The organism is Paenibacillus sp. FSL L8-0708 (assembly GCF_038009325.1).
GTDB lineage: Bacteria > Bacillota > Bacilli > Paenibacillales > Paenibacillaceae > Paenibacillus_AQ > Paenibacillus_AQ odorifer.
In genome coordinates, this window is the sequence record NZ_JBBPBC010000001.1 from 1,244,948 (window position 1) to 1,266,277 (window position 21,330).

Annotated in this window: 22 protein-coding genes and 1 pseudogene; 10 read left to right on the top strand and 13 right to left on the bottom strand. The window is 43.2% G+C overall.

Features of this window, described 5'->3' with window-relative positions; all coding sequences use genetic code 11:
• The first annotated feature begins 5 nt into the window (after positions 1–5).
• Positions 6–611, top strand: coding sequence for a flavin reductase family protein (locus tag NYE58_RS05520; RefSeq protein WP_341001264.1), 606 nt, complete (start codon positions 6–8; stop codon positions 609–611).
• 67 nt (positions 612–678) lie between these two features.
• Here the strand turns inward: NYE58_RS05520 and NYE58_RS05525 are convergent, their stop codons facing one another.
• Positions 679–1,587 carry an EamA family transporter gene (locus tag NYE58_RS05525; protein ID WP_341001266.1) on the bottom strand — a complete coding sequence of 303 codons (909 nt, stop codon included), beginning with the start codon at positions 1,585–1,587 and terminating at the stop codon, positions 679–681.
• 188 nt (positions 1,588–1,775) lie between these two features.
• Positions 1,776–2,315 carry an NADPH-dependent FMN reductase gene (locus NYE58_RS05530; RefSeq protein ID WP_036676495.1) on the bottom strand — a complete coding sequence of 180 codons (540 nt, stop codon included), beginning with the start codon at positions 2,313–2,315 and terminating at the stop codon, positions 1,776–1,778.
• Between the two features lie 281 nt (positions 2,316–2,596).
• Here NYE58_RS05530 and NYE58_RS05535 point away from each other — a divergent pair, with 281 nt between their 5' ends.
• From NYE58_RS05535 to NYE58_RS05545, 3 genes are all read left to right on the top strand, one after another.
• Positions 2,597–3,049 carry a MarR family winged helix-turn-helix transcriptional regulator gene (locus NYE58_RS05535; protein WP_036676493.1) on the top strand — a complete coding sequence of 151 codons (453 nt, stop codon included), beginning with the start codon at positions 2,597–2,599 and terminating at the stop codon, positions 3,047–3,049.
• 11 nt (positions 3,050–3,060) lie between these two features.
• Complete coding sequence (locus NYE58_RS05540) at positions 3,061–4,272, top strand: MFS transporter (RefSeq protein WP_076220506.1); 1,212 nt, start codon at positions 3,061–3,063, stop codon at positions 4,270–4,272.
• A 224-nt stretch (positions 4,273–4,496) separates the two neighbouring features.
• Positions 4,497–6,266: a M3 family oligoendopeptidase gene (locus NYE58_RS05545; RefSeq protein ID WP_341001267.1), complete on the top strand. Its 1,770-nt coding sequence runs from the start codon at positions 4,497–4,499 to the stop codon at positions 6,264–6,266.
• On the opposite strand, the gene NYE58_RS05550 is transcribed toward NYE58_RS05545, so the two are convergent.
• Positions 6,263–7,840: a bifunctional metallophosphatase/5'-nucleotidase gene (locus tag NYE58_RS05550; protein WP_340888743.1), complete on the bottom strand. Its 1,578-nt coding sequence runs from the start codon at positions 7,838–7,840 to the stop codon at positions 6,263–6,265. The genes NYE58_RS05545 and NYE58_RS05550 overlap by 4 nt on opposite strands.
• A gap of 177 nt (positions 7,841–8,017) precedes the next feature.
• On the opposite strand from NYE58_RS05550, the gene NYE58_RS05555 reads away from it, so the two are divergent.
• The 4 genes from NYE58_RS05555 (at position 8,018) to phnE (NYE58_RS05570) (ending at position 11,500) form a co-directional block, all read left to right on the top strand.
• Positions 8,018–8,995: a phosphate/phosphite/phosphonate ABC transporter substrate-binding protein gene (locus NYE58_RS05555; RefSeq protein ID WP_038568963.1), complete on the top strand. Its 978-nt coding sequence runs from the start codon at positions 8,018–8,020 to the stop codon at positions 8,993–8,995.
• Between the two features lie 129 nt (positions 8,996–9,124).
• Positions 9,125–9,907, top strand: coding sequence for a phosphonate ABC transporter ATP-binding protein (gene phnC / locus NYE58_RS05560; protein WP_038568965.1), 783 nt, complete (start codon positions 9,125–9,127; stop codon positions 9,905–9,907).
• Between the two features lies 1 nt (position 9,908).
• A complete protein-coding gene (gene phnE / locus NYE58_RS05565; protein WP_340888748.1) occupies positions 9,909–10,700 on the top strand; it encodes a phosphonate ABC transporter, permease protein PhnE in 792 nt (263 codons plus the stop codon).
• Positions 10,697–11,500 (top strand): phosphonate ABC transporter, permease protein PhnE, encoded by an 804-nt coding sequence (gene phnE / locus NYE58_RS05570; RefSeq protein ID WP_036676480.1) that lies wholly within the window; start codon positions 10,697–10,699, stop codon positions 11,498–11,500. Before phnE (NYE58_RS05565) ends, phnE (NYE58_RS05570) begins: the two co-directional genes overlap by 4 nt.
• A gap of 241 nt (positions 11,501–11,741) precedes the next feature.
• Here the strand turns inward: phnE (NYE58_RS05570) and NYE58_RS37435 are convergent.
• The 6 genes and pseudogenes from NYE58_RS37435 to NYE58_RS05600 all read right to left on the bottom strand — a co-directional run.
• Positions 11,742–12,272: pseudogene (locus NYE58_RS37435) on the bottom strand (IS30 family transposase); the annotation flags it as partial.
• A gap of 252 nt (positions 12,273–12,524) precedes the next feature.
• Positions 12,525–13,379, bottom strand: a complete 855-nt coding sequence (locus NYE58_RS05580; RefSeq protein WP_341001268.1) for an IS3 family transposase — start codon at positions 13,377–13,379, stop codon at positions 12,525–12,527.
• 20 nt (positions 13,380–13,399) lie between these two features.
• Complete coding sequence (locus NYE58_RS05585) at positions 13,400–13,654, bottom strand: helix-turn-helix domain-containing protein (protein ID WP_341001269.1); 255 nt, start codon at positions 13,652–13,654, stop codon at positions 13,400–13,402.
• 18 nt (positions 13,655–13,672) lie between these two features.
• On the bottom strand, positions 13,673–14,089 hold the full coding sequence (locus NYE58_RS05590) for a helix-turn-helix domain-containing protein (RefSeq protein WP_341001270.1): 417 nt from the start codon (positions 14,087–14,089) through the stop codon (positions 13,673–13,675).
• Between the two features lie 164 nt (positions 14,090–14,253).
• Positions 14,254–14,631: a hypothetical protein gene (locus tag NYE58_RS05595; RefSeq protein WP_076145528.1), complete on the bottom strand. Its 378-nt coding sequence runs from the start codon at positions 14,629–14,631 to the stop codon at positions 14,254–14,256.
• A 95-nt stretch (positions 14,632–14,726) separates the two neighbouring features.
• Positions 14,727–15,149 (bottom strand): hypothetical protein, encoded by a 423-nt coding sequence (locus NYE58_RS05600; protein WP_076104707.1) that lies wholly within the window; start codon positions 15,147–15,149, stop codon positions 14,727–14,729.
• Between the two features lie 715 nt (positions 15,150–15,864).
• Between NYE58_RS05600 and NYE58_RS05605 the strand changes: the two genes are divergently transcribed.
• On the top strand, positions 15,865–16,596 hold the full coding sequence (locus NYE58_RS05605) for a ZIP family metal transporter (RefSeq protein WP_036676473.1): 732 nt from the start codon (positions 15,865–15,867) through the stop codon (positions 16,594–16,596).
• Between the two features lie 100 nt (positions 16,597–16,696).
• Here the strand turns inward: NYE58_RS05605 and NYE58_RS05610 are convergent, their stop codons facing one another.
• The gene (locus tag NYE58_RS05610) at positions 16,697–17,686 is read right to left on the bottom strand and encodes an aldo/keto reductase (protein WP_370510570.1); all 990 of its coding nucleotides are present in this window, start codon (positions 17,684–17,686) and stop codon (positions 16,697–16,699) included.
• Between the two features lie 94 nt (positions 17,687–17,780).
• Positions 17,781–18,629, bottom strand: a complete 849-nt coding sequence (locus tag NYE58_RS05615; RefSeq protein WP_036676452.1) for an AraC family transcriptional regulator — start codon at positions 18,627–18,629, stop codon at positions 17,781–17,783.
• 201 nt (positions 18,630–18,830) lie between these two features.
• Between NYE58_RS05615 and NYE58_RS05620 the strand changes: the two genes are divergently transcribed.
• Positions 18,831–19,382: a general stress protein gene (locus NYE58_RS05620; protein WP_036676448.1), complete on the top strand. Its 552-nt coding sequence runs from the start codon at positions 18,831–18,833 to the stop codon at positions 19,380–19,382.
• Positions 19,383–19,471: 89 nt separating this feature from the next.
• Here the strand turns inward: NYE58_RS05620 and glpX are convergent, their stop codons facing one another.
• Both glpX and NYE58_RS05630 read right to left on the bottom strand, forming a co-directional pair.
• Complete coding sequence (gene glpX / locus NYE58_RS05625; protein WP_036676445.1) at positions 19,472–20,467, bottom strand: class II fructose-bisphosphatase; 996 nt, start codon at positions 20,465–20,467, stop codon at positions 19,472–19,474.
• Positions 20,468–20,511: 44 nt separating this feature from the next.
• Positions 20,512–21,318 (bottom strand): pyruvate, water dikinase regulatory protein, encoded by an 807-nt coding sequence (locus tag NYE58_RS05630; RefSeq protein WP_036676442.1) that lies wholly within the window; start codon positions 21,316–21,318, stop codon positions 20,512–20,514.
• Positions 21,319–21,330: the final 12 nt, after the last annotated feature.

Sequence of the window (21,330 nt, forward strand, 5' to 3'; positions counted from 1 at the left end):
GGAAATTGATTTCAATTGATCCAAAGCACAACAGTGAGCGGGAAAATTACAAATTATTAATTGGCACTATTATTCCTAGGCCAATAGCCTTTGTCACAACACAATCAGAAGAGGGTCTCTTAAATGGTGCACCTTTTAGCTATTTTAATATCGTTTCGTCTAATCCTCCAATGGTTTCATTGGCAATTCAAAGACCAGCAGGGCGTTTAAAAGATACAGCCCGTAATATTTACGATAATCAACAGTTTGTTGTGCATATTGTAGATGAGGAGAATGTTGCGAAGATCAATCAGACTGCAGCCACATTACCTGCTTCTGAAAGTGAAATTGAATTGGCGAATCTTACACCGATTCAAAGTACAAGTGTAGCTGTGCCTGGCGTTTTGGAAGCGAAGGTGCGGATGGAGTGCAAGCTTGTTCAAGCAATTCCTCTAGGGGGCGAAGAACCTGGGAGTGACTTGTTTATTGGCGAAATTGTTCAATTCCATATCGATGAATCGATCTATCAGGAGGGGAATATTGACCCGAGAGTTCTAAACGCTGTGAGCCGCTTGGCGGGAAATAATTACGCAACCCTTGGAGAGATTTTTACAATAGATAGGCCGGAATAAGCAACTATAGAATAGACCTGCTAGTAAGCAATGAAGCCTACTTAGCAGGTCTTTTTGTGTACCGAAGCTACAGCTCGTCCGCAACCCCCAACAAAGCAATCCCTAGAATCACAACGATAATAACGGCATATTGTGCCTTGCTTAGTTTTTCTTTGAGGAAGATTCGCGATAATATTACGGAAAAAATGCTGTATGAAGCAATAAGTGGTGCCGCGATAATCGCGTTGCTGGACATAGCAAATACGTAGAAGAATTGTCCGGTCGTTTCCAGAATGGCTGCGAAGCCCTTATCCCGTTCTTTAAATAGGTTGAACTTTACCTTTTTTAAAAATTTCAGGTATGTAAAAGACAAGATGGCACATATAAAGAAGGTGTATTCATACGCGAGCAGAGCTGCTTTTTCGCTAATCAGGCTGAGTTCATCCAAATAAATAGCATCGGCAAAGGTGCCAAGTCCATCGATTAGGCAGTATAGGATTGGAAAAATGATGGCGATCACACCAATCTGATATTTTTTATCAATCTGTGCGGCACTTTTTTGAAGCGCTTGGTGTTCTGCTTTCTTTTCCAAGATGGCGATCCCGATAATGCCCAAGGTGATAACGGCAACACCAACGATTTCAAGCGCCCCTAGCTCATGGGTGAAAAAGATAAATAATAATATCGTCGTTACAGCGCCTGATGAATTTTGTACGGGGGAGGCAATGGATAACTCAATATATCTAAGTCCAATATAACCAACTGTCATCGACAGGATATAGAGTGCAGACACAGGGAAATATCGGATTAAGTCCATAGGATCAAAGGTTAATCCTTGAATGAGCATATAAGCTGTTGCGTGAATACCCATGACTATCCCCACGATAATGACAATCTTAATATGGCTATACCGATCCTGACTATCGGTCCCCTTTTTATAAAATAAGTCAGCCCCTCCCCAAGCGAAGGCTGTTAATAATGCAAACATAAACCACATGATCATTGCTCCTTGCTGTAGATTAAAATCCCCGCCGATTATACCAGATTAGATTCTACACAGGGTGCTCATTTCGTCACACATAAAAAATACACCCGCTAGAATCGACTGGACAAACCAAAGGTTTATCAAATGTCTATTCTAAAGGGTGTACTTCATAACATAACAGAGGGGTAAGGCGTTCTAGCTTAACGTAGAGTTTTCAATGCGCCACTCCAAGCCAAGACTTGATCCAGCATCCCATTAAGATTGGTAAGATGCAGATCCGCCGGTTTAAACACAGTTCCGTTCTCGAAATCAGTGAACAGTGACAATGCAGGGTGTACACGAACGTCTGCTACAGATAGTTCTCCCAAGATTCCGCGTAGATGTTCAGCTGCACGAGCGCCCCCTACGGAACCATAACTTACGATACCTGCTGCTTTATTATTCCAAGCTTCACGGGCATAATCGAGCGCATTTTTCAGTGATGCAGAAATACTATGATTATATTCTTGTACGATAAATACGAAACCGTCTAGTGTAGCAAGTTTAGTGTTCCATGCTGTTGCTTGTTCAGTTGCATCAGCCTCACCCAATAGTGGAAGCTTGAAATCTGCAATATCTATGATCTCATAATTAGCATCCCCGCGTGCATCCGCAATCTTTTTAACCCATTCTCCTACTTGCGGGCTTAAACGACCTTGACGAGTACTTCCAAGAATAATACCGATGTTTAATTTTGACATTGTTTGTTCCTCCTCAAATTTTGTTCTACCAAATAGTTTGTCTAGAAATCCCATGAAGTACACAACCTTTAAAAATTATTTATCTCAAGAGTAGTAAACTCTGGTTGTCTTTAAGTTAAGTATCTTTAAGATGAGATAATAATACCGCACATAGTGTGCTTTGTCAAGCAACTTTATAATAGTTAGTTTATAGCTTTGCTTCACCTTTACAAAATTAGTTGTTAGGAATATAATTGTTTAAGCAACTATTAAAACAGTGTTAATTGAGAAGGGATACGATCATGACGACAAAGCATAACCAATCCGAGCTTACGTTAGGATTTATGATGGGCACGACTTATCGTAAATTAAGCATGTTATTTCAAAGTGGGCTGAAAGAACATGATATAACACCGGAGCAATGGTCAGTCCTTTTTCATATTGACAGAACGGAAGGTTTGATTCAGAAGGACATTGCTAAGCGCTCTGGTAAGGATAAGCCAACTACAACGCGAATTCTGGATCATTTGGAAGGAAAGGGACTGATCTACAAAAGAACCGGCGAGAACGATCGGCGTTCTTTTAAAGTCTATATTACGGAAAAAGGAAGGTCTCTGGTGAAGGAAACCGTTCCTATTGAAGATAAGGTGACAGAAGAGATTATGAACTGTATTTCTAGTAAGGAATATGAGTTGCTCATGGAATTGCTGCTAAGAATAAACAATCATGTAGATCAAATAACAGATGGAGAGTAGGAAGGCAAGTTATGTTAGAACAACAAGAACTACGTACGAAATTATGGACCAAATCTTTTATTGCTTTAACGATTAGTGCTTTATTTTTATTTATGAATTTACAGATGCTGTTATCTTCATTTCCGTCTTACGTAAAAAGCGAATTTCAGGCCGGAGATATCATGGTCAGCCTCGTTACCAGCGTCTTTGCATTAACTGCGATCGCTTCACGTTTTATGACCGCTTTTCTGATGCGGAAGGTTAGCCGCAATGTATTATTATATATTGGTTTAGTAATTGCCGCCGCTATTACCGGCCTTTATGTTGTAGCAGATTCCATTGGCTCGCTGCTGCTGATGCGTGTGGGCTATGGGATTGGATTCGGGATTGCCAGCACGATTATTCCAACGATTGTTTCGCAGATTATTCCGAGCAAAAGAATGGGTGAAGGGATAGGATATTTCGGTTTATCTACCAGCCTGGCGATGTCGATCGGTCCAATGATTGGTTTGAATGTGATGAAACAATCGGGTTTTGGAACACTGGCTATGATCGGTATGGTAACCTTACTTCTTGCCTTTCCAGTACTTTTATTTTCTCGTTCACTTCCAGCGCAACCGAAAAAAAAGCCTACCCCAACTCAAAGCGAATCCACCAAACCTCTCAAGGTTCCATTTAATACAAAGTTAGTATTGCCCGCCATTCTAAACGTCATGTTGGCAATTACCTACGGGGGATTGCTAAGCTTTATCGCTTTATTCGGCGAATCAGTTCATCTGGAGCAAGTGGGTTTGTTCTTTTTATTTAATGCGGTTACGATCATCATTATAAGACCTATCTCCGGCAGATTATTTGATAAAAGAGGACCAGCTTCTGTCCTAATCCCGGCGGCGGTTTGCGTCGTTGCAAGCTTAACTGTGCTTTCTTATACTACCTCTATGCCAATGCTCATCGTTTCTGCACTGCTATATGGACTTGGCTTCGGCGCTATTCAGCCAACGATCCAGGCTTGGATGCTTCGCACCTCAACTCCAGCACAATATGGTATGGCCAACAGTATGTTCTATAACTCAACGGATTTGGGTGTAGCCAGCGGAGCCATTATTCTGGGGGCAATCTCGGCAGCAACTGATTATGGGATAATGTATCGTTATTCGGCTGGGTTTATGGTGTTGTTCCTTATCGTGTATGTGGGAATTCAGATTAACAAGGCTAGAGTGAATCCATCAACCTTAAGTCAATAGGGTTCGGAGATTAAGCCAATCTTTATCTACTATTCATATTATTTTAAGCTAAGAGGGTTATAGTAATCACATAACCCCCTTATAATATAGACTTTGACCCTGCCGGACGTTGGCAGGGTCCTTTTTTTGTGTATGAAGAGAAGAAGTACATTATGTCGATGCACTTTTCTGGCAGGATGGATTATGCTTAGAAGAATAGGAATCGAAGGGGGAGAGATTTGCGGATGAATATGACATGGAACTTAGATAGTTTATATCCTTCCTTTGAATCGGAGCAGTTAAAAAGGGATCGCAAGCTACTGGACCAGCATATACAAGATTTAAAGCGGTGGGCTGAGCACCATTTGAAAGTAAAAGACGTTACAGCCATGTCTGTGGAGGGCTTTTTAAGAATTTATAATGATTATAAAAGCATATATGTATGCTTGTTAGCTTATGCAGAGTTAACACTCAGCGCAGATAGTTGCTACGAGGAAGCCATGAATCTTGCTGATGATATTGAGGAGGCCAATTCAGAAATCATAGGGGTAGTTGTGGCTTTTAAGCGCTGGTTTAGCACTTGTGATCATATGGATGAGCTTATCGTTAGCTCACCTTATCTAATGGAGCATCAATTTTATTTGCGAGAACTCCTGTTACAATCCCGCTATGAGTTAAGCGAAGAACTTGAAATGGCTATAGCCAAAATGCAGAGTACAGGATCCAAAGCATGGAGCAGACTGTATATGGAGAGGACTTCAAGTGCACTTGCAGATTTAGTGGTAGATGGGGAAACTAGACAAGTGACACTTGCGGAGCTAAGAAGTATGGCTTATGAGAATAATGCCAGCTTAAGAAAAGCTGCTTATGAAGCAGAGGCAGAAGCCTGTAGTCTTATTGCTGAGGTCTGCGCAGCCAGCTTAAATGGCATTAGTGGTGAGGCGGTGACGATTTATGGCATGCGGGGTTATCAATCTTCTCTGGAAAAAGTGTTAATCGCTTCGAGAATGGACAGTGAGACTTTAGCCGCTATGCTCACTGCTCTTCGGGAGAGCCTGCCAGCCTTTCATACCTATTATAAAAAGAAAGCCGAGCTGCTGGGACATCCGGCAAAGCTGCCTTTTTACGATATTTTTGCACCAGTCGGTGTAGAAAACGGGAAAATTACATACGCTAACGCCAAAGATACAATCATCTCGAGCTTCGCAACCTTTAGTGAGGAACTGTCTTGTTTTGCTCAGAAGGCTTTTGATCAGCAATGGATTGATGCAGAACCTAGATCAGGCAAAGGGGGGTATGGACTTTGCATTGATATTTTTCCGATTGGCGAGAGCAGAATTATGACCCAGTTCACCGGAAATGCCATAGATATTAGTATCCTTGCCCATGAGCTCGGCCATGCCTATCATAGCTCCTGTCTGGCTAATGAAACGATGCTGAATACGGATTACCCGATTCCGATTGCTGAAACGGCTTCGATTTTTTGTGAGACGATAGTGAACCATGCCATAATTACAAATTCAACGGAGAAGGAAGCTCTGCTTATTCTGGAGAGAAGTATTTCTGATGCCGGTTATTATCTTGTAGACTTTTATGCCCGTTATTTATTTGAGATCAAATTATATGAGAGAAGAGCATTAGGCCCGCTGTCTGTTCAAGAGCTAAATGAATTGATGATTGCCTGTATGGTGGAAGCCTATGGTGAGGGCATTGACCCGGGTACAATCCATCCGTACATGTGGATGAACAAAGCTGGATATTTTATGGCTAGTAATGAATTTTTGAATTTTCCGTATTCCTTTGGTTTGTTATTCTCTAAAGGGCTGTACGCGGAATATTTAAAGAGGGGCGAAGAGTTCGCCCCTAAGTATCGCCAGTTCCTTAGGGATACGAGCAAACATAATATTGTTGATGTAGCAAAAACAATGGATCTAGATGTTCACTCCGTCGACTTCTGGAGAAGTGCGTTGAAGCTGATAGAGAGCGACATTGGGGTGTTCATCGCTAAAGCCTAAACAACTCTCCAATTATGGTCACAGGTAGCTTCAATTTGGCCATGCTTTTCAATGTAGTCCGTGACAATTTCAGATATGTCGATCATAATTTCTTGAACAATCGGCTTACCCTTATACATCTCATAATCTCCGCCACCGCTGGCTCTATAATTGTTCATAACAACCTCATATTCTTTAGAGTCCTCTATAGGCTGTCCTCGGTACAGCAGATGGAGGACTCTTTCGCCTGCAGATCTAGCGGTATCAAGCTCGTATTGTATTCCTTCCCACATATCATAATTGTAATGCTGCGGTTTAGGCTCGTTGTAGGCGGGGTTAACGACTATTATTCCGTTCTCGTCTTGTTGGAAATAGTTAGCAGTTTGTTCTAAGGCCTCTCTAATATCTTGTCCTGTCAGTCTTAGGACGGTTAAGGTGTTGGGATATATGAAGTTGGATAAAATGTCTCTGCGTGTGATGGTATCGCTGAAACCCTTACAATCGTTACTGAGTAAGGCTGCTGTAGAAATATCTACGCCAGCAGCCTCCATTTGTACCTTATTCATAAATTCTATAAAAGGGTGGTCAGCTAAGCGGCATTCATCAGCACTGGAAATAGACAGATCCCCGATAACCGTTCCTATTCTCTCATCCAGCCAGGTTTGTGTTTCTGATTCAAGAGTACTGTTCAGCTCTAGGATTATATCATCAGCAGCTGTTGTCTCATTAACGTTAAGGAGCTCGGCATGTTTACGCTGAATCTTCCAGTGTGTATTTTCTTTTTGGAAAATAACCGAAATTTTACCGAGGGAAAGTCCATTACAACCAGGTTGTATGATTGTAACACCGTTCAACTCCCCAGCTATGGAGCGGTGCTGATGTCCGGTAATTAACACATCTATGCCCTCTACCTCTGTACACATGGCGTAGGCTTGATTCTCCCCCGTTAGTCTTTCTACAGGTTCTCCACTGCTTAGATCGCGTTCGAATCCGCCGTGGTAAGCTACAACGAGCAGATCAGGCTGCTCTTCTGCCCGTATAATGGCACACCAATGCTTTACAGTCTCTAGCGAATCCTCAAATTGAAGCCCTTCAATATGGCTAGGGTTCTCCCAGTGGGGGATGTAATGCGTCGTAACCCCTAGAACGGCTACTTTGATTTTATCTACCCATTTGATGATATAGGGTTTACCAAAGGCGGGTTGATTTGTCGTGTTATCTATAATTCCAGCTGATAACCAAGGAAAGCGGGAATCCTGAACGGCTTTATTCAGCAGAGTTTTGCCAAAATTGAATTCATGGTTGCCAATAATTGCAGCGTCATATTTCAATTCATTTAGTGCAGCTATGCCCGGATTCAGCTCATTACTATAATGTGTAGCTGCATAATAAGTTAACGGTGTGCCTTGAATAAGATCGCCGTTATCTATAAGGATCAGCTCAGGAGTATGGGATCTTTCTTGTTTAATGAGGGTAGCAATTGTTGCTAAGCCTGCTGGTCGTTTCTCCCCCGTGCGGTAATCGACGGGCCCAAAATGTCCATGTAGATCACTTGTTACGAGGATTTCACAGGTTATTGAATTCTCTTTATTCATAGGTAGCCCCTCCTGATAATAAGTTCAGACCTCATTCTAGCAGATAATTTGCTAACTTTAAGAGATTGGAATAAATTTTACATATATTTGATGCTTGGTTGCTATTGATTTAATAAAACACATCTATAGTTTAGAAGTACTCAAAAATAAAAATAGAAAACAGTGGAGGTCTTTCGTTTGAGAAAAATCAGTAAATTCGTATTGCCGCTAATGATGTCTATTACATTGCTTAGTGGTTGTGGCGCTAACAACACTACAAATAATGCAAACCAAGGATCGACGGACGGGGCAAATGCACCGAAGGAAACGGCAGCTCCTGTAGCAGAGGGTTATGTTCCAGAGAAGCTTACTGTACAATTTGTTCCTTCTCAAAATGCAGATACGCTCGAAGCTAAAGCGAAACCTCTTGAAAAATTACTGGGCGACAAGCTCGGTATTCCTGTAGAAGTAAGTGTCTCTACTGATTACAACACCGTTATCGAAGCTATGGCCTCTAAAAAAGTGGATGTAGGTTTCCTTCCTCCAACTGCTTACGTGTTAGCTAAAGAAAAAGGAGCAGCTGAGGTTATTCTTCAGGCTCAACGTTTTGGTGTAAATGATGAAACCGGTGGTCCAACAGATGAATTAGCGGATTTCTATAAATCTATGATTATCGTCAAGAAAGATTCTGCGATCAAATCGGTTGCCGATTTGAAAGGTAAAAAAATTGCCTATCAAAACGTTACATCCTCTGCAGGATTTGTATGGCCGGCTGCAACGCTTATGGATGCGGGACTTGATCCGCTGAAGGATGTACAAGCCATTACGGTTAAAGGTCATGATCAAGGCGTGCTTGCTGTGCTGAATGGTGACGTAGATGCAGCAGCTATTTTCCAAGATGCCCGGAACACGGTCGTTAAGGATTATCCAAAAGTATTTGAAGATACTCAAGTTCTCGCCTTTACTGATAAAATTCCTAACGATACGATTTCGGTCCGTTCAGATATGAATAAAGAATGGATTGAAAAAATCCAGCAGGCATTCATTGATATCGCAGCTGACACAGAAGGCCATGAGATTATCAAAGACATTTACTCTCATGAAGGTTATGTGAAATCACAAGACAGCAACTTTGACATTGTTCGCGAATACAACAGTAAAGTAAAAACAGAGTAGAACAGGCCGTTCAAGGATACAACGATGTTGGTGTATAACAGGCATTAAGGATAGCCAGCTCCGGATTCCCCCCCGGATCTGGCTATCTCTTTTATACGAATATACGAAAACACATAAAGGGATGATTTCATGATAGAGCTTCGTAATGTATCCAAAACGTATCTAAACGGAACCAAAGGATTAAACAACATTAACCTGACCATTCCAGCCGGAGAATTTGTAGCTATTGTTGGTCTTTCGGGAGCAGGGAAGTCGACCTTGCTGCGTTCCATTAACCGGCTTCATGATATTTCCGAAGGTAATATTCTTATTAACGGACAGTCCATTACGAATGCAAAAGGAAGCCGGCTACGAATGATCCGTAGGAATATCGGAATGATCTTCCAAAGCTTCAACTTAGTGAAACGTACGACTGTGCTTCGTAATGTTTTGGCAGGACGGGTGGGCTATCATTCCACACTGCGGACGATACTTGGCAGATTCCCACAAAAGGATATCGATTTAGCCTTCGAATCCCTTGATCGGGTAAATATCGCCGAGAAGGCCTATACACGTGCAGATCAGCTATCTGGAGGTCAGCAGCAACGTGTAGCTATTGCCCGTGTTCTTGCGCAGGAGGCACAGATTATCCTCGCAGATGAACCTGTAGCTTCACTAGATCCGCTCACAACCAAGCAGGTTATGGATGATCTAAAGAAGATTAATATGGAACTCGGGATTACGACCATTGTGAATTTGCATTTTATTGATCTGGCTAGAGAATACGCTACCCGGATTATCGGGCTCCGGGCAGGAGAGGTTGTCTTCGATGGTCCTGTATCAGAGGCAACCGATGAGAGGTTTGCGGAGATTTACGGCAGACCGATTCATCAGGATGAGTTGTTGGGTGAGCCTGTACTCGGAGGCGTGTGAGATGAGTGTGAATGCAGAGAAGCTACATCCCAAACCGCCAAGAAAGATAAAACATTATTTTACAGCCATTATATTAGTAGTATTACTGTGGAGAAGTGCTGTCTTAACCGATTCATCCTTCAGAGAGCTGATTTCCGGTCTGCCGAATATGCTTGATTTGCTTAAGGAAATGTTTCCCCCGAACTGGGGGTATTTTGACAACATTATAGATGCGATGCTGGAGACGATCCGGATGGCGCTGGTTGGCACAACGTTTGGTGCCATTCTTGCGGTTCCGGTTGCGCTGTTGTGTGCAAGCAATATTACGCAAAGCCGTTGGCTTCATTATCCGGTCCGTATGCTGCTGAACCTGATCCGCACGATTCCCGATCTGCTGTTGGCTTCTATCTTTGTGGCCATTTTCGGCCTCGGTGCGCTTCCTGGGATATTTGCTTTGACGATATTTTCGTTGGGGCTGATCGCCAAGCTTACCTATGAAACGATGGAGACGATTGATCAAGGACCTTTGGAAGCAATGACTTCAGTGGGGGCTAATAAGATTCAACGCATTATGTTCGGAGTCATTCCACAGGTACAGGCTCATTTTATGTCTTATGTCCTATATGCCTTCGAGATTAATGTTCGTGCTGCGGCGGTTTTAGGTCTGGTAGGAGCGGGTGGGATCGGCCACTATTATGAAGTCACCCTAGGCTTTTTGGAATACGATAAGACTTGCACCATCATCTTGTTCACATTAGCAGTAGTACTGATTATTGATTATGTAAGCACTAAGCTGCGGGAGAAATTAATATGAGTAAATCATGGAATACCCTTGTCCCTAAACCCCGTAAAAATCGTTTTCGTTGGCTGATTTATGTAGCCCTAGCTGCGTTATATATTTGGGCTTTTTCGGGAGTGCCGTTTAATGGATTCAAAGAAACCGCCGGGATCATTACTAAAGCAATTTTTGCCGGGATATTCTCACCTGACTGGGCCTTCGTTTATTTACCAGATGGGGAGGATCTCCTGCGGGGATTGCTCGAGACGTTAGCTATTTCAATCCTAGGCACTTTTATCTCGACCTTTTTATGTATTCCTTTTGCATTTTGGGCTGCAGTTAACATGAGCAAGGGAAAGGTAATTTCAGGTTCCGGCAAGCTGATGTTGAGCTTTATACGAACCTTCCCTGAGATTATTATGGCTTTGTTATTCATCAAGGCTGTTGGACCGGGTTCTTTTGCAGGTGTGCTGGCTCTGGGACTACATTCGGTGGGCATGCTCGGCAAATTGTTCGCGGATGAGATTGAGAATATCGACAACGGTCCACTCGAAGCTTTAATTTCTTCTGGTGCCAGCCGCATGCAGGTATTGTGGTTTGCGGTGTTACCGCAGGTGCTGCCGGGATTCTTATCCTATACCTTATATAGATTCGAAATTAACGTTCGTTCGGCTACGATTTTAGGTGTGATTGGAGCAGGGGGGATCGGCACACCGTTAATCTTCGCGCTCAGTTCACGGAATTGGGACCGCGTGGGGATTATACTGCTAGGTATCATTGCGATGATCACAATTATTGATTTGATTTCCGGCAAGATCCGGAAGAAGCTGGTGTAACCGAGTTGGATAATGATATGTGAGACAAAGACCTCCTTAGGGTATGAACCGAACCTGAAGTGCACCCCTTAGAATAGACATTGGATAAAACCCCTGGTTTGTCCGATGAAATTCTAGGGGTGTATTTTTATGGCGATTAAAGGACAGTAGTACTACGCTCGGGCATCTTTAATACCACATACTGGCGTGTCTTCCATTCGATAAAGGTTGCGACATGCGCCTTGCTTTTCCCCACGACTAGATACACAGCAAATTCTTTACCTCGGTTAGTCGTCGCTGTTTGAAATGTGTCGTTCGGGTACTGACTAGCCACAACCCCAAACGCAATCTCCATCGAGTGTGCCGTTTGAGACGGTATCGAGTCCCCAATGGCCAAAGGTTGTACGTTTGCGAACTTCTTTCGGTCGCTTACTGATGGGAGTCCCGATGAGGAAGCGACCACGTGTTTCGACAGGCTTCTGTCGCTTGCCTTTATGACGCAGCGTTTAAACGTTACCTTCGGCAAGACGTCCTTTGTAGAGCCAACGATAGATTGTTACGAAGCACACAAAGGTTTAGTCGTCTGATCGGCGCTTCTCTGCAATTTGTTCAGGGGACCACGTTTCCTTTAGTTTTTAGTCGATCTCTTTGCCAAGAGCTGCAGTGTATTTACCGACAGGAACGCTCAACTCTCTTCATTTGCAGTGCCGTTGCTGAGCGATTTGAGCGCACCGTCCTGCTCACAACCGCGACCTAGATCTCGAGCGATGGTTGAGGGATGTTGGCCTAGTTTGCTAAGCTAGGAATAGCTCATATTTGGTTCTCCTGTAATGGTTTAATATCCTAAGTTTCAACTTTATTCTGAAGGTAATTTAATAGGTCTATAGCTAATAAATTGCAGCGCACGTACCAGTCAGAAAATGTATAACATAATAATAAAAAGCCGCTTCACAGTGAAGTGCTCCCTGTCAAGTGGACAGTGTAAAAAACAAAAATAGTTAGTTTAGATACCTCAGTTCGTATTGCCAGAACTGAGGTATCTTCGTTATGCAGCTCGTCGGTATTCGCTAGGTGACAAGCCATCCAAACACTCTGTGTAGCGGTAATTATTGTAGTAGTGAATATATTTGCTAACCTCTGTGAGGACATCATCATAGGTGTCATACTTTGTAAGATAATAGCTTTCTGACTTGTATGTACCCCAAAAACGCTCAATAGGTTGGTTGTCCAAACACCGACTCACACGAGACATGCTTTTCTTAAATCCGTATTTTACATGAAGTCGGTTGTACTCATGAGACGTGTACTGGAAGCCTCTGTCGCTTTGTAAAAGAGGGGTTACGCCAGGATTCTTCGCGTAAGCCCTCTTCAACGTATCCATCACGAGTTTATTGTTGTTGGAATGGCTTAATACCCATGAGACAATGGAATTATCATATACATCAATAATAGCGCTCAAATAGGCTTTGCGCCCATTCCCGTACTTCAGTTCAGTCACATCTGTACACCATTTTGAATTAGGAGAATTGGCATCAAAGTTACGGTTCATTACATTTTCAACTACATGGATCTCCGTAGCTTTCACATAACTCGCTCGTTTTCTGCGAATGACTGCTTTAAGCCCAAGAGCACACATAATTCGGTAATAACGCTTTTTGTTGTACTGCTTTTTGAGCTTTCGGTTTAATTGCGTGCGCATTTGACGATAGCCAAGAATCCCTTTTCGCTTGTCATATCGTAGCTTTACTTCTTTCGCTAACGCACGAGTTTCAAGTTCTATGCAAGAGGTTTTCCATTTTAACCACTTGTAATAGGCAGATCGAGCAACCCCAGCTAACGCACACAACTTCGTAATTGCGTGACCTTTTTCTTTGTTCAGTTCTTGAATCGCTTGATACAAGTTTACTTGTCGAACGAGGGTTAGCGTGTATTTCGTCGCTTGATCTCCGCCAACTTTTTTGCGAAGTCATTCTCCATCTCTAGGTATTCATTTCGCGCTTCTAGCTCTTTAATCCGTAGTTTAAGGCGGTCATGCTCATCTAGTTCTTCTACAGGCTTTTTGCGACCGCGATTGTCCTGAAGAGCCTCCTCGCGGCCAACTTGATATTTCCGGACCCATGCGTAAACTTGCTGATAAGATACTCCGTACTTTTCAATCGCTTTCTGATAATCCAATCCATTAGCGATGGTATATTATGCAATTTCAATGCGTTCTTCGAAAGTTGTTTTACGTCCTTGGTTCATATGAGATAGTCCTTTTCCTGTATGTGTAGGTTTCAATTCTATCTCATTAGTATACTTGGTAATCCATTTTGTCAAAACACTTCTGCTTGAAATATAATGCTTGTTTGTCACCTCTTCAACGGAGCAACGACCAGACAACACTTCGTTAACAGCAGCAAGCTTCAATTCCTTTGGGTATGATTTCCATGTTCTCGATTCCCTCAACCCGTCCAAACCATCTGCTTTATATTTCCTAATCCATTCTCTAACTGTGTGTGAACTAAGACCTAGCTGCTTTGCCTCATAGTTTGGATTTGACTTGTGCTCAAGGCACAGCCTTACGACATGTAATTTTACTTTTAAAGATGTTGGACTTCTATTAGACATTAGAAAAACTCCCATCATTGTAGCAGTAGAAGTTTTTGTTTTTTCTACTGTCTACTATGATGGGAGCTTATCACAGCGACTATTATTGTGTTTGAGTTATAATAATGGTAAGTGGTTGTGTGTAGATCCTGTTACGAATATTATTCCACCCTATTCTTCTTGTACTACAAACGGTACTGTTCAAGAGCGTAAGGTATATCGGTTACATGGTCCGCTTTTAAGAGATCATAATTTGACATAAGAACATCGTAATATTCGATGAGCCATTCATCTGGGCTATACCCTTGCAATATATAAATCTTGTCAAGCTTATCTCCATCTACAATACCTATCTGTTGGCCTTTTAATAATCCAACCCCTGAACCAAACAATGAATAAGTAATCGCACCTCGTTTAATTTTAGCAACAGATTGATCTGGATTAGTTATTCGGGAAAGACGTTCAAGAGGTTCCGAATGAGAGTCCGTTAAAAACAATGATTTAATTATAAAGAGTCCCATTACTATTCCAACAACTGAAAGAGCAATGATCATTTTTTTCATTTCATTTCCCCTTTATCTACAAGGTTTTGTTAGTACAAGAAAGCAATGAGCCTTGTTCTTAGCTCATTGCTTTATCTTTAGTCTCACATGAAAAATTAATAGTGCGTGTGTGCTTCTTCTGTATGCGCGATCCCGTAAAACCAGGAGCAGTTGATATGGCTGAGTTTACTAGCCCCATTACGCATGTTCGACTTCCCATTACAGTATATATTCTCAGCACTGGTTTCCTCAGAACTAACGGCTTCATTAACACAATAAATACTATTGTTATACATTGAGAGTTGGCTATTTTGAAGAGCCATAACACCAAGTTTTACTGATACAGAACAGTCAGAGTTTTGAAGAGCAAACTGAGCTGCTGTAACTGAATTCAAGTTTGCATCGTGTTTATTGCAGCCAACAATATTTTTGTTTTTGTAGACCATGGATCTGCCAACACCTGCTCCAAAATATGAGCCGACAGGTATTTGGGAGTAGGTATTTATTCCTTGTGCCTCTGCCTGCATGTCTGTCCCCATCTGTTGAACCCCTTGAGCAAACTCTTCAAAGCTTTTTACAATTTTTATTCAGTGCTTTGCGAATACTGATATTTTCAACTCCGATCATTTTCTTAACATCATCGAGTGTTGAAAAACCATTGTTATCCGAGGTTTATTTCGAATCAGCTTCTTTTTTAACCATTTCATTCTCAACGTAGTTGATATTGTTAGTAGAAACAAATTCATTGTCTGAGACAAGTATTTCCTCGTCCGCATGCTCAAGATATGGATGATAGGGGTATGATATACTAAAAAGTAGAACCAAAAGGCATATCGAAAAAAACATTCTAAAAAGTGAATTCTTCATAATTTCATTCCCTAACCTCAACGGAGTATGATTTCGGAAAAAAAGATTAAATTTTAAAATGATTACAAAATTTAACAAATATGGCTTTTGGGATCATTATATTAGAATATTCTTAAATTAACAACCCACATATTACATTTTTTATTTAGGTTTACGAAGGGGGGGCGAGGAATTCATCGAAATCTGAATTATATTACCATCAAACTAAGGATAACCTAATTAGTATTATCGTATATTTCAATATTTTTCTAATCAAAAAATCGGTAACCTTAAGAAAATAACGGTCTATAGTTACAGAAAAAACCCTGAAAATGTATGAAAAAGTAATAATTATTTTTTCTGAAACATATGTTGGTCTATCCGACTTGTACCAAAGGAGTTGAAGGTTTGGAATCTGCGCTTATTGGCAGCTTTGTATCGGCAATGGCTACCGTTCTTGGAGCATTTCCGATCCTGTTCGTGAAGAGGTTATCCGAGAAGTGGAAAGATATCCTCGTAGCCTTCACTGCGGGGATTATGGTGTCCGCCTCCACGTTTGGACTCATGCCGCAATCGATCAAAGAATCGGGGATTATCGCTTTAACCTTGGGCTTGATTACCGGAGTGCTGCTGCTTGATTTAATTGAAAATAACATCCCACATATCGATGTGGAGAATAAGCCCGGTTATACTAATATGGATTCAAAAGCGCTGCTTGTTATGATTGCGCTGTTCATCCACAACATACCAGAAGGCCTCAGTACAGGTTTCAGTTATGCCAGCGAACAGGCCAGTTTAGGTCCTACCGTGGCGATTGCCATTGGCGCACAGAATATGCCGGAAGGTTTGATTCTTGCAGTCTTTCTAATGAATTCGCGAACAAGCAAGCTAAAAGCCTTAGGAATCGTTACGCTTACCGGTTTGATGGAGATGGTATCTGCGGTGATCGGGTATTTTACTGCCAGTTACCTGCATAATGTTGTGGGTTATGGTCTCGCTTTTGCAGCCGGAGCTATGCTCTTTATCGTCTACAAGGAGCTGATTCCGGAGAGTCATGGCCATGGTTATGAGCGTCCTTCGACGTATTCGTTTATTTTTGGATTATTGATCATGGTGTACATCACGCAGATTTTTGGGTGAGCAAATAGAACTCTAATCTATAAAAAAGAAGACCAATGAAATGCCAGAGCAGCTTTAAGCTGCCTGACCTCATTGGTCTTTGTCTTGTTATAACTAAGCATTATCCCCGCAGAATTGCCTCAATTTGCTCTAGCTCTTCAGCGCTAAGCTCTGGGGCATTTAAGGAAGCGACGGCATCTTCAATCTGGCTTACCTTACTTGCGCCGATCAATGCAGAAGTTACTTTGCCTCCACGGAGTACCCAAGATAACGCTAGCTGAGACATTTTTTGTCCACGTGCAGCAGCAATCTCGTTCAGTTTGCGAACCTTGCCGATCGCCTCTTCGGTAATGGCATTCTCAGACAGGAATACACTTGGGCCAGCGGCACGGGAATCAGGAGCGATTCCGTTTAGATAGCGATCGGTCAGTATGCCACCTTGTAGCGGGGAGAACACAATGGAGCCGATGCCTTCTTCAGACAATACATCCTGCAAGCCATCCTCAATCCAGCGGGACATCATGGAATAGTTTGGCTGATGAATCAGGCATGGCGTGCCAAGTCGACGCAGAATTTGTGCCGCTTCGCGTGTTTGTTCAGGTCCGTAATTCGAAATCCCGACATAAAGCGCTTTACCTTGGCGTACCACGAGGTCCAGCGCAGCCATGGTTTCTTCCAGTGGTGTATTTGGATCTGGGCGGTGGTGATAAAAAATATCAACATAATCCAGTCCCATACGTTTTAAGCTTTGATCTAGGCTGGAGACGAGATATTTTTTGGAGCCCCATTCACCATAAGGACCAGCCCACATATAATATCCAGCTTTAGTCGAGATAACCATCTCATCACGATAAGGGGTCAGATCCTTTTTAAGAATTTGGCCAAAGCTTTCTTCGGCGGAGCCTGCGGGTGGACCGTAATTATTGGCAAGGTCAAAATGAGTGATTCCAAGATCAAAAGCTCTTCTTACCATGGCGCGGCCATTCTCAAATAAGTCGTTGCCGCCAAAGTTATGCCATAGACCAAGCGAGATCGCTGGCAGGAGTAGACCGCTCTTTCCGGTGCGATTATATTTCATATTGTCATATCTGGTAGCGCTTGCGTTATACATGATTTATTCCTCCTATAAACACTTATTACTTAGTAAGTTACGTCCTTATTGTAGCGAAAGATCGCGGACAAACGTATGTCAGCAAGGAAGGAGTTTATAGTACAATGTCATTTTCGAGATGACGGCTACGGTATTCTTTTGGCGAACAACCTTTCACCTTCTTGAACATCCGCGAAAAGAGTAAGGGGTCCTGATAGCCCACAGAACGTGAGATTTCACCAATCGTGCATAGGGTCTCTGTCAGCAGCTCGCACGCCTTAGCGATGCGAAAATTTAATAAATACTGCTGTGGTGGCATACCTATTGTCCGTTTGAACAAGGAGGATAAATATTTGCGATCCAGCTTGAGCGAAGAGGACATCATCTCAACCGAAATATTTTCACAATAATGTGTATGCAAAAAGTGCAGGCATTGCTCGACGTAAATACTTTTTTGACGTGGTAAAGGAAGTACATCTGGAACTGCTGGCACCGCTCGAAGTAACAGAGAGAAGAACTCATACATAATTGCTTTTAAAGGTAGATCCAGGCTGTCCGAAGCTTCAGCTGCTTGTGTCAGGAGCTCGTATAGTTTCGGCATAAGCTGTTCATCCATTGGAAAGATCGGGTGCTCAGGTGACAAGGCGGTTTTGGCTAAAATATAATCAACCTGCTCCCCGGTAAAAGCTACCCAAGAATAGGTCCATGGATTTGCTATGTCTGCTGTGTAGGCAGTTACGATATGCGGATAGGTGAGAAAAGCTTGTCCTGGTTTAAGATAATGGGTCTGTTCACCCACAGTAACTTCACCTGTTCCTGCATGGATAAAATGTATCTTATATACGTCACGAACCCCAGGTCCAAAAAAATGCCCGGGAAGACACTGCTCCCGCCCCCAGTAATGGAGATGCAGGTCGGGATTGCCTCGGAAGGGACGCTCAGAATTATAGTTAAATATCGCCATGGATGATTCCTTCTCTTTCTTTTATAGAGTTGATCTAGGGTAGTTGTACCCGCTTACTTTTATTATACAGCATATTTTAGAAGGAATATGAACTCGGAATTGTTGCGAATTTAAATATCGTAGTTTATCCTTGTCCAGTTTGGTTAAGTAAGCTATGAAGCTGAACGTATGAGCTAACTACATCAATAGGAGGTAATGGAGATGAATAAGAGAATAGTGGGTGTCTTTGCTGCCGAATACGAAGCTTCGCGAGCTATTGAGGAGTTGAAGCGTCAGGGCTGTAGGACAGAGGATATTTCGATTATCGCGAGAAATAAAGCGGATGAGGATACTCTTAGAGACGAGTCGGGAACCGTGGCCCCGGAAGGTATGGCTACTGGTGCAGCTACTGGTGGTCTGCTGGGTGGAGTAACGGGGCTGCTGATGGGAATTGGCGCCTTGGCTATTCCTGGTATTGGACCTATTATAGCAGCCGGACCTCTTGCGGCAACGTTGGCCGGAGCGGCGATAGGCGCAGGTAGTGGCGGTTTAGTCGGCGGACTTATTGGCCTTGGTATCCCTGAAGAGGAAGCAGAAAGCTACGATAACTACGTGGATGAAGGTCATATTCTAGTAATGGTGGATGTGGAAGGCGAGCAGAAGGAGCAAGAAGTGAAACAAATCTTCACAAAGTATAACAGCCTGAACGCAGAACGCTTTGAGAAAGTTGCAAATATAGATCCATTAGCGAGTGAGCGTATTGGAAATAAATAAGAAGCAATTAGCATTCAGTGTAAAAAAACAAAACAGGCTATCTCACTAGCAAAGGATACTGCTAGTGAGATAGCCTGTTTTTTGTGGTTTTATAGAGAGACAGCATTTTGTCTAACAGTCTGCGCAGCCGGTATTTCTTTTCCTGGCAGGAAATGAATGCTGCGGATATAGCGGATTGTCCGGCTCTGTGCCCGCATGATTACCGAATGTGTCTCCGCGCGTTCTTTGCCGATAAAACGGACACCGTTCAGGAATTCACCTGACGTTACACCCGTGGCGGCAAAGAGGACGTCGCCCGTGCCAACCATGTCTTCCATGTATAGCACTCGCGTTGGATTGGCAATTCCCATGCGTACACAGCGCTGCAGCTCTATGGGTCCATCCGGGAGCAATCTGCCCTGCATTTCACCACCAAGGCATTTCAGTGCAGCGGCAGCAAGAACACCTTCCGGTGCTCCACCGGAACCCATATATAAATCGACATCGCTGTCTGGTAGTGCAGCCGCAATAGCGCCAGCGACATCTCCGTGACCAAGCAGCTTAATTCGTACCCCGGCTTCACGCAGGCTATTAATCAGCTGCTCATGCCGTTTGCGATCCAGCACCATTACGGTTAACTCGGAGAGGGATTTGCCAGTGTAATGGCAGGCTTTTTGCAGAGTGATCTCTACAGGGTCCTCGAGTCTAAGCTTACCGGCAAGCTCGGGTCCGCAGGCTAACTTCTCCATATAAATGTCCGGGGCATGCAGCAGGCTGCCTTTATCTGCTATAGCAATAACAGATTGCGCATTATGCAGGCCGCAGGCAACAACCTCAGTTCCTTCGAGTGGATCGACGGCTACATCGACAGAGGGACCTTTTTGGTTCCCGACTTTCTCACCAATATAGAGCATTGGAGCATCATCCATCTCTCCTTCACCAATCACAACAGTTCCGTCGATGGACACAGAATCGAACATGGAACGGATCGCAGTCGTGGCTGCATCATCTGCCGCATTTTTATCGCCCCGCCCAATCCAACGAGCCGAGGATAAAGCACCTAGTTCAGTTACCCGTACAATCTCAAGGGCCAGTTCGCGCTCCATTCTAATTCCCTCCAGTGCATTCTATATATTTTGTAAACTGAAATTTAGATATAACCCATAATAATACCAGCGGTTTCTTCTATAGCCTTGTCAGTAATATCAATTACAGGACAGCCCAGCTTGTTGAACAATGAAGTGGCGTATTCCATCTCTTCGGTGATCCGCTCCAGACTTGCATATTGGGAGCCTGTCGGTAATCCGAGAACCTTAAGCCGCTCAGAGCGGACCTTCAGCATGTACTCGGGTTTCATGGTTAATCCGATAAGCCGGTTCGGCGGCAAGCTTAATAGTTCTTGTGGAGGACCAATCTCCGGGATAATCGGATAGTTAACGACTTTTTTTCCTCTATGGGCTAAAAAGATGCTAAGCGGTGTCTTTGAAGTACGGGACATGCCCAGCAGAACGATATCGGCTTTGAGCATGGCACCCAGATCACGGCCGTCATCACAGGCGACGGTGAATTCTATAGCTTCTATGCGGCGGAAATAATTCTCGTCGAGCTGGTGGAGAAGACCTGGCCGCTGCTGAGGAGCATCGTCGAAGGTATCAATGAAGGCCTGCATCATAGGGCCCATGATATCAACGATCCGCAAATCAAGACGTACCGCTTCCTCGCGGATCATTTCTCTTAATTCTGGCTGCACTAATGTATAGGCGACAAAACCTTGATGCTGAGCTGCTTCTTCCATAAGCTTGCGTAGCTCGTCTTCATGCCTAATATTGCCGTATCTTTTAATGGTGACCTGCTGATTCTGAAATTGGTGAATAACGGCCTGCACGACAGCCTCTGCCGTATCTCCTATAGAATCCGAGCATATCGTTATTAAGTTGGAAGATTGCTCGATGCTCATGGGTTCCTCCTG

What these genes read in the sequence shown, in the direction of transcription:
- NYE58_RS05525 (WP_341001266.1), bottom strand. Translation starts at nt 1,587, where the DNA reads ATGTGGTTTATGTTTGCATTATTAACAGCCTTCGCTTGGGGAGGGGCT.
- NYE58_RS05530 (WP_036676495.1), bottom strand. Translation starts at nt 2,315, where the DNA reads ATGTCAAAATTAAACATCGGTATTATTCTTGGAAGTACTCGTCAAGGT.
- NYE58_RS05535 (WP_036676493.1), top strand. Translation starts at nt 2,597, where the DNA reads ATGACGACAAAGCATAACCAATCCGAGCTTACGTTAGGATTTATGATG.
- NYE58_RS05540 (WP_076220506.1), top strand. Translation starts at nt 3,061, where the DNA reads ATGTTAGAACAACAAGAACTACGTACGAAATTATGGACCAAATCTTTT.
- NYE58_RS05545 (WP_341001267.1), top strand. Translation starts at nt 4,497, where the DNA reads ATGAATATGACATGGAACTTAGATAGTTTATATCCTTCCTTTGAATCG.
- NYE58_RS05550 (WP_340888743.1), bottom strand. Translation starts at nt 7,840, where the DNA reads ATGAATAAAGAGAATTCAATAACCTGTGAAATCCTCGTAACAAGTGAT.
- phnC (WP_038568965.1), top strand. Translation starts at nt 9,125, where the DNA reads ATGATAGAGCTTCGTAATGTATCCAAAACGTATCTAAACGGAACCAAA.
- phnE (WP_340888748.1), top strand. Translation starts at nt 9,909, where the DNA reads ATGAGTGTGAATGCAGAGAAGCTACATCCCAAACCGCCAAGAAAGATA.
- phnE (WP_036676480.1), top strand. Translation starts at nt 10,697, where the DNA reads ATGAGTAAATCATGGAATACCCTTGTCCCTAAACCCCGTAAAAATCGT.
- NYE58_RS05590 (WP_341001270.1), bottom strand. Translation starts at nt 14,089, where the DNA reads ATGTCTAATAGAAGTCCAACATCTTTAAAAGTAAAATTACATGTCGTA.
- NYE58_RS05595 (WP_076145528.1), bottom strand. Translation starts at nt 14,631, where the DNA reads ATGAAAAAAATGATCATTGCTCTTTCAGTTGTTGGAATAGTAATGGGA.
- NYE58_RS05600 (WP_076104707.1), bottom strand. Translation starts at nt 15,149, where the DNA reads ATGGGGACAGACATGCAGGCAGAGGCACAAGGAATAAATACCTACTCC.
- NYE58_RS05610 (WP_370510570.1), bottom strand. Translation starts at nt 17,686, where the DNA reads ATGTATAACGCAAGCGCTACCAGATATGACAATATGAAATATAATCGC.
- NYE58_RS05615 (WP_036676452.1), bottom strand. Translation starts at nt 18,629, where the DNA reads ATGGCGATATTTAACTATAATTCTGAGCGTCCCTTCCGAGGCAATCCC.
- NYE58_RS05620 (WP_036676448.1), top strand. Translation starts at nt 18,831, where the DNA reads ATGAATAAGAGAATAGTGGGTGTCTTTGCTGCCGAATACGAAGCTTCG.
- glpX (WP_036676445.1), bottom strand. Translation starts at nt 20,467, where the DNA reads ATGGAGCGCGAACTGGCCCTTGAGATTGTACGGGTAACTGAACTAGGT.
- NYE58_RS05630 (WP_036676442.1), bottom strand. Translation starts at nt 21,318, where the DNA reads ATGAGCATCGAGCAATCTTCCAACTTAATAACGATATGCTCGGATTCT.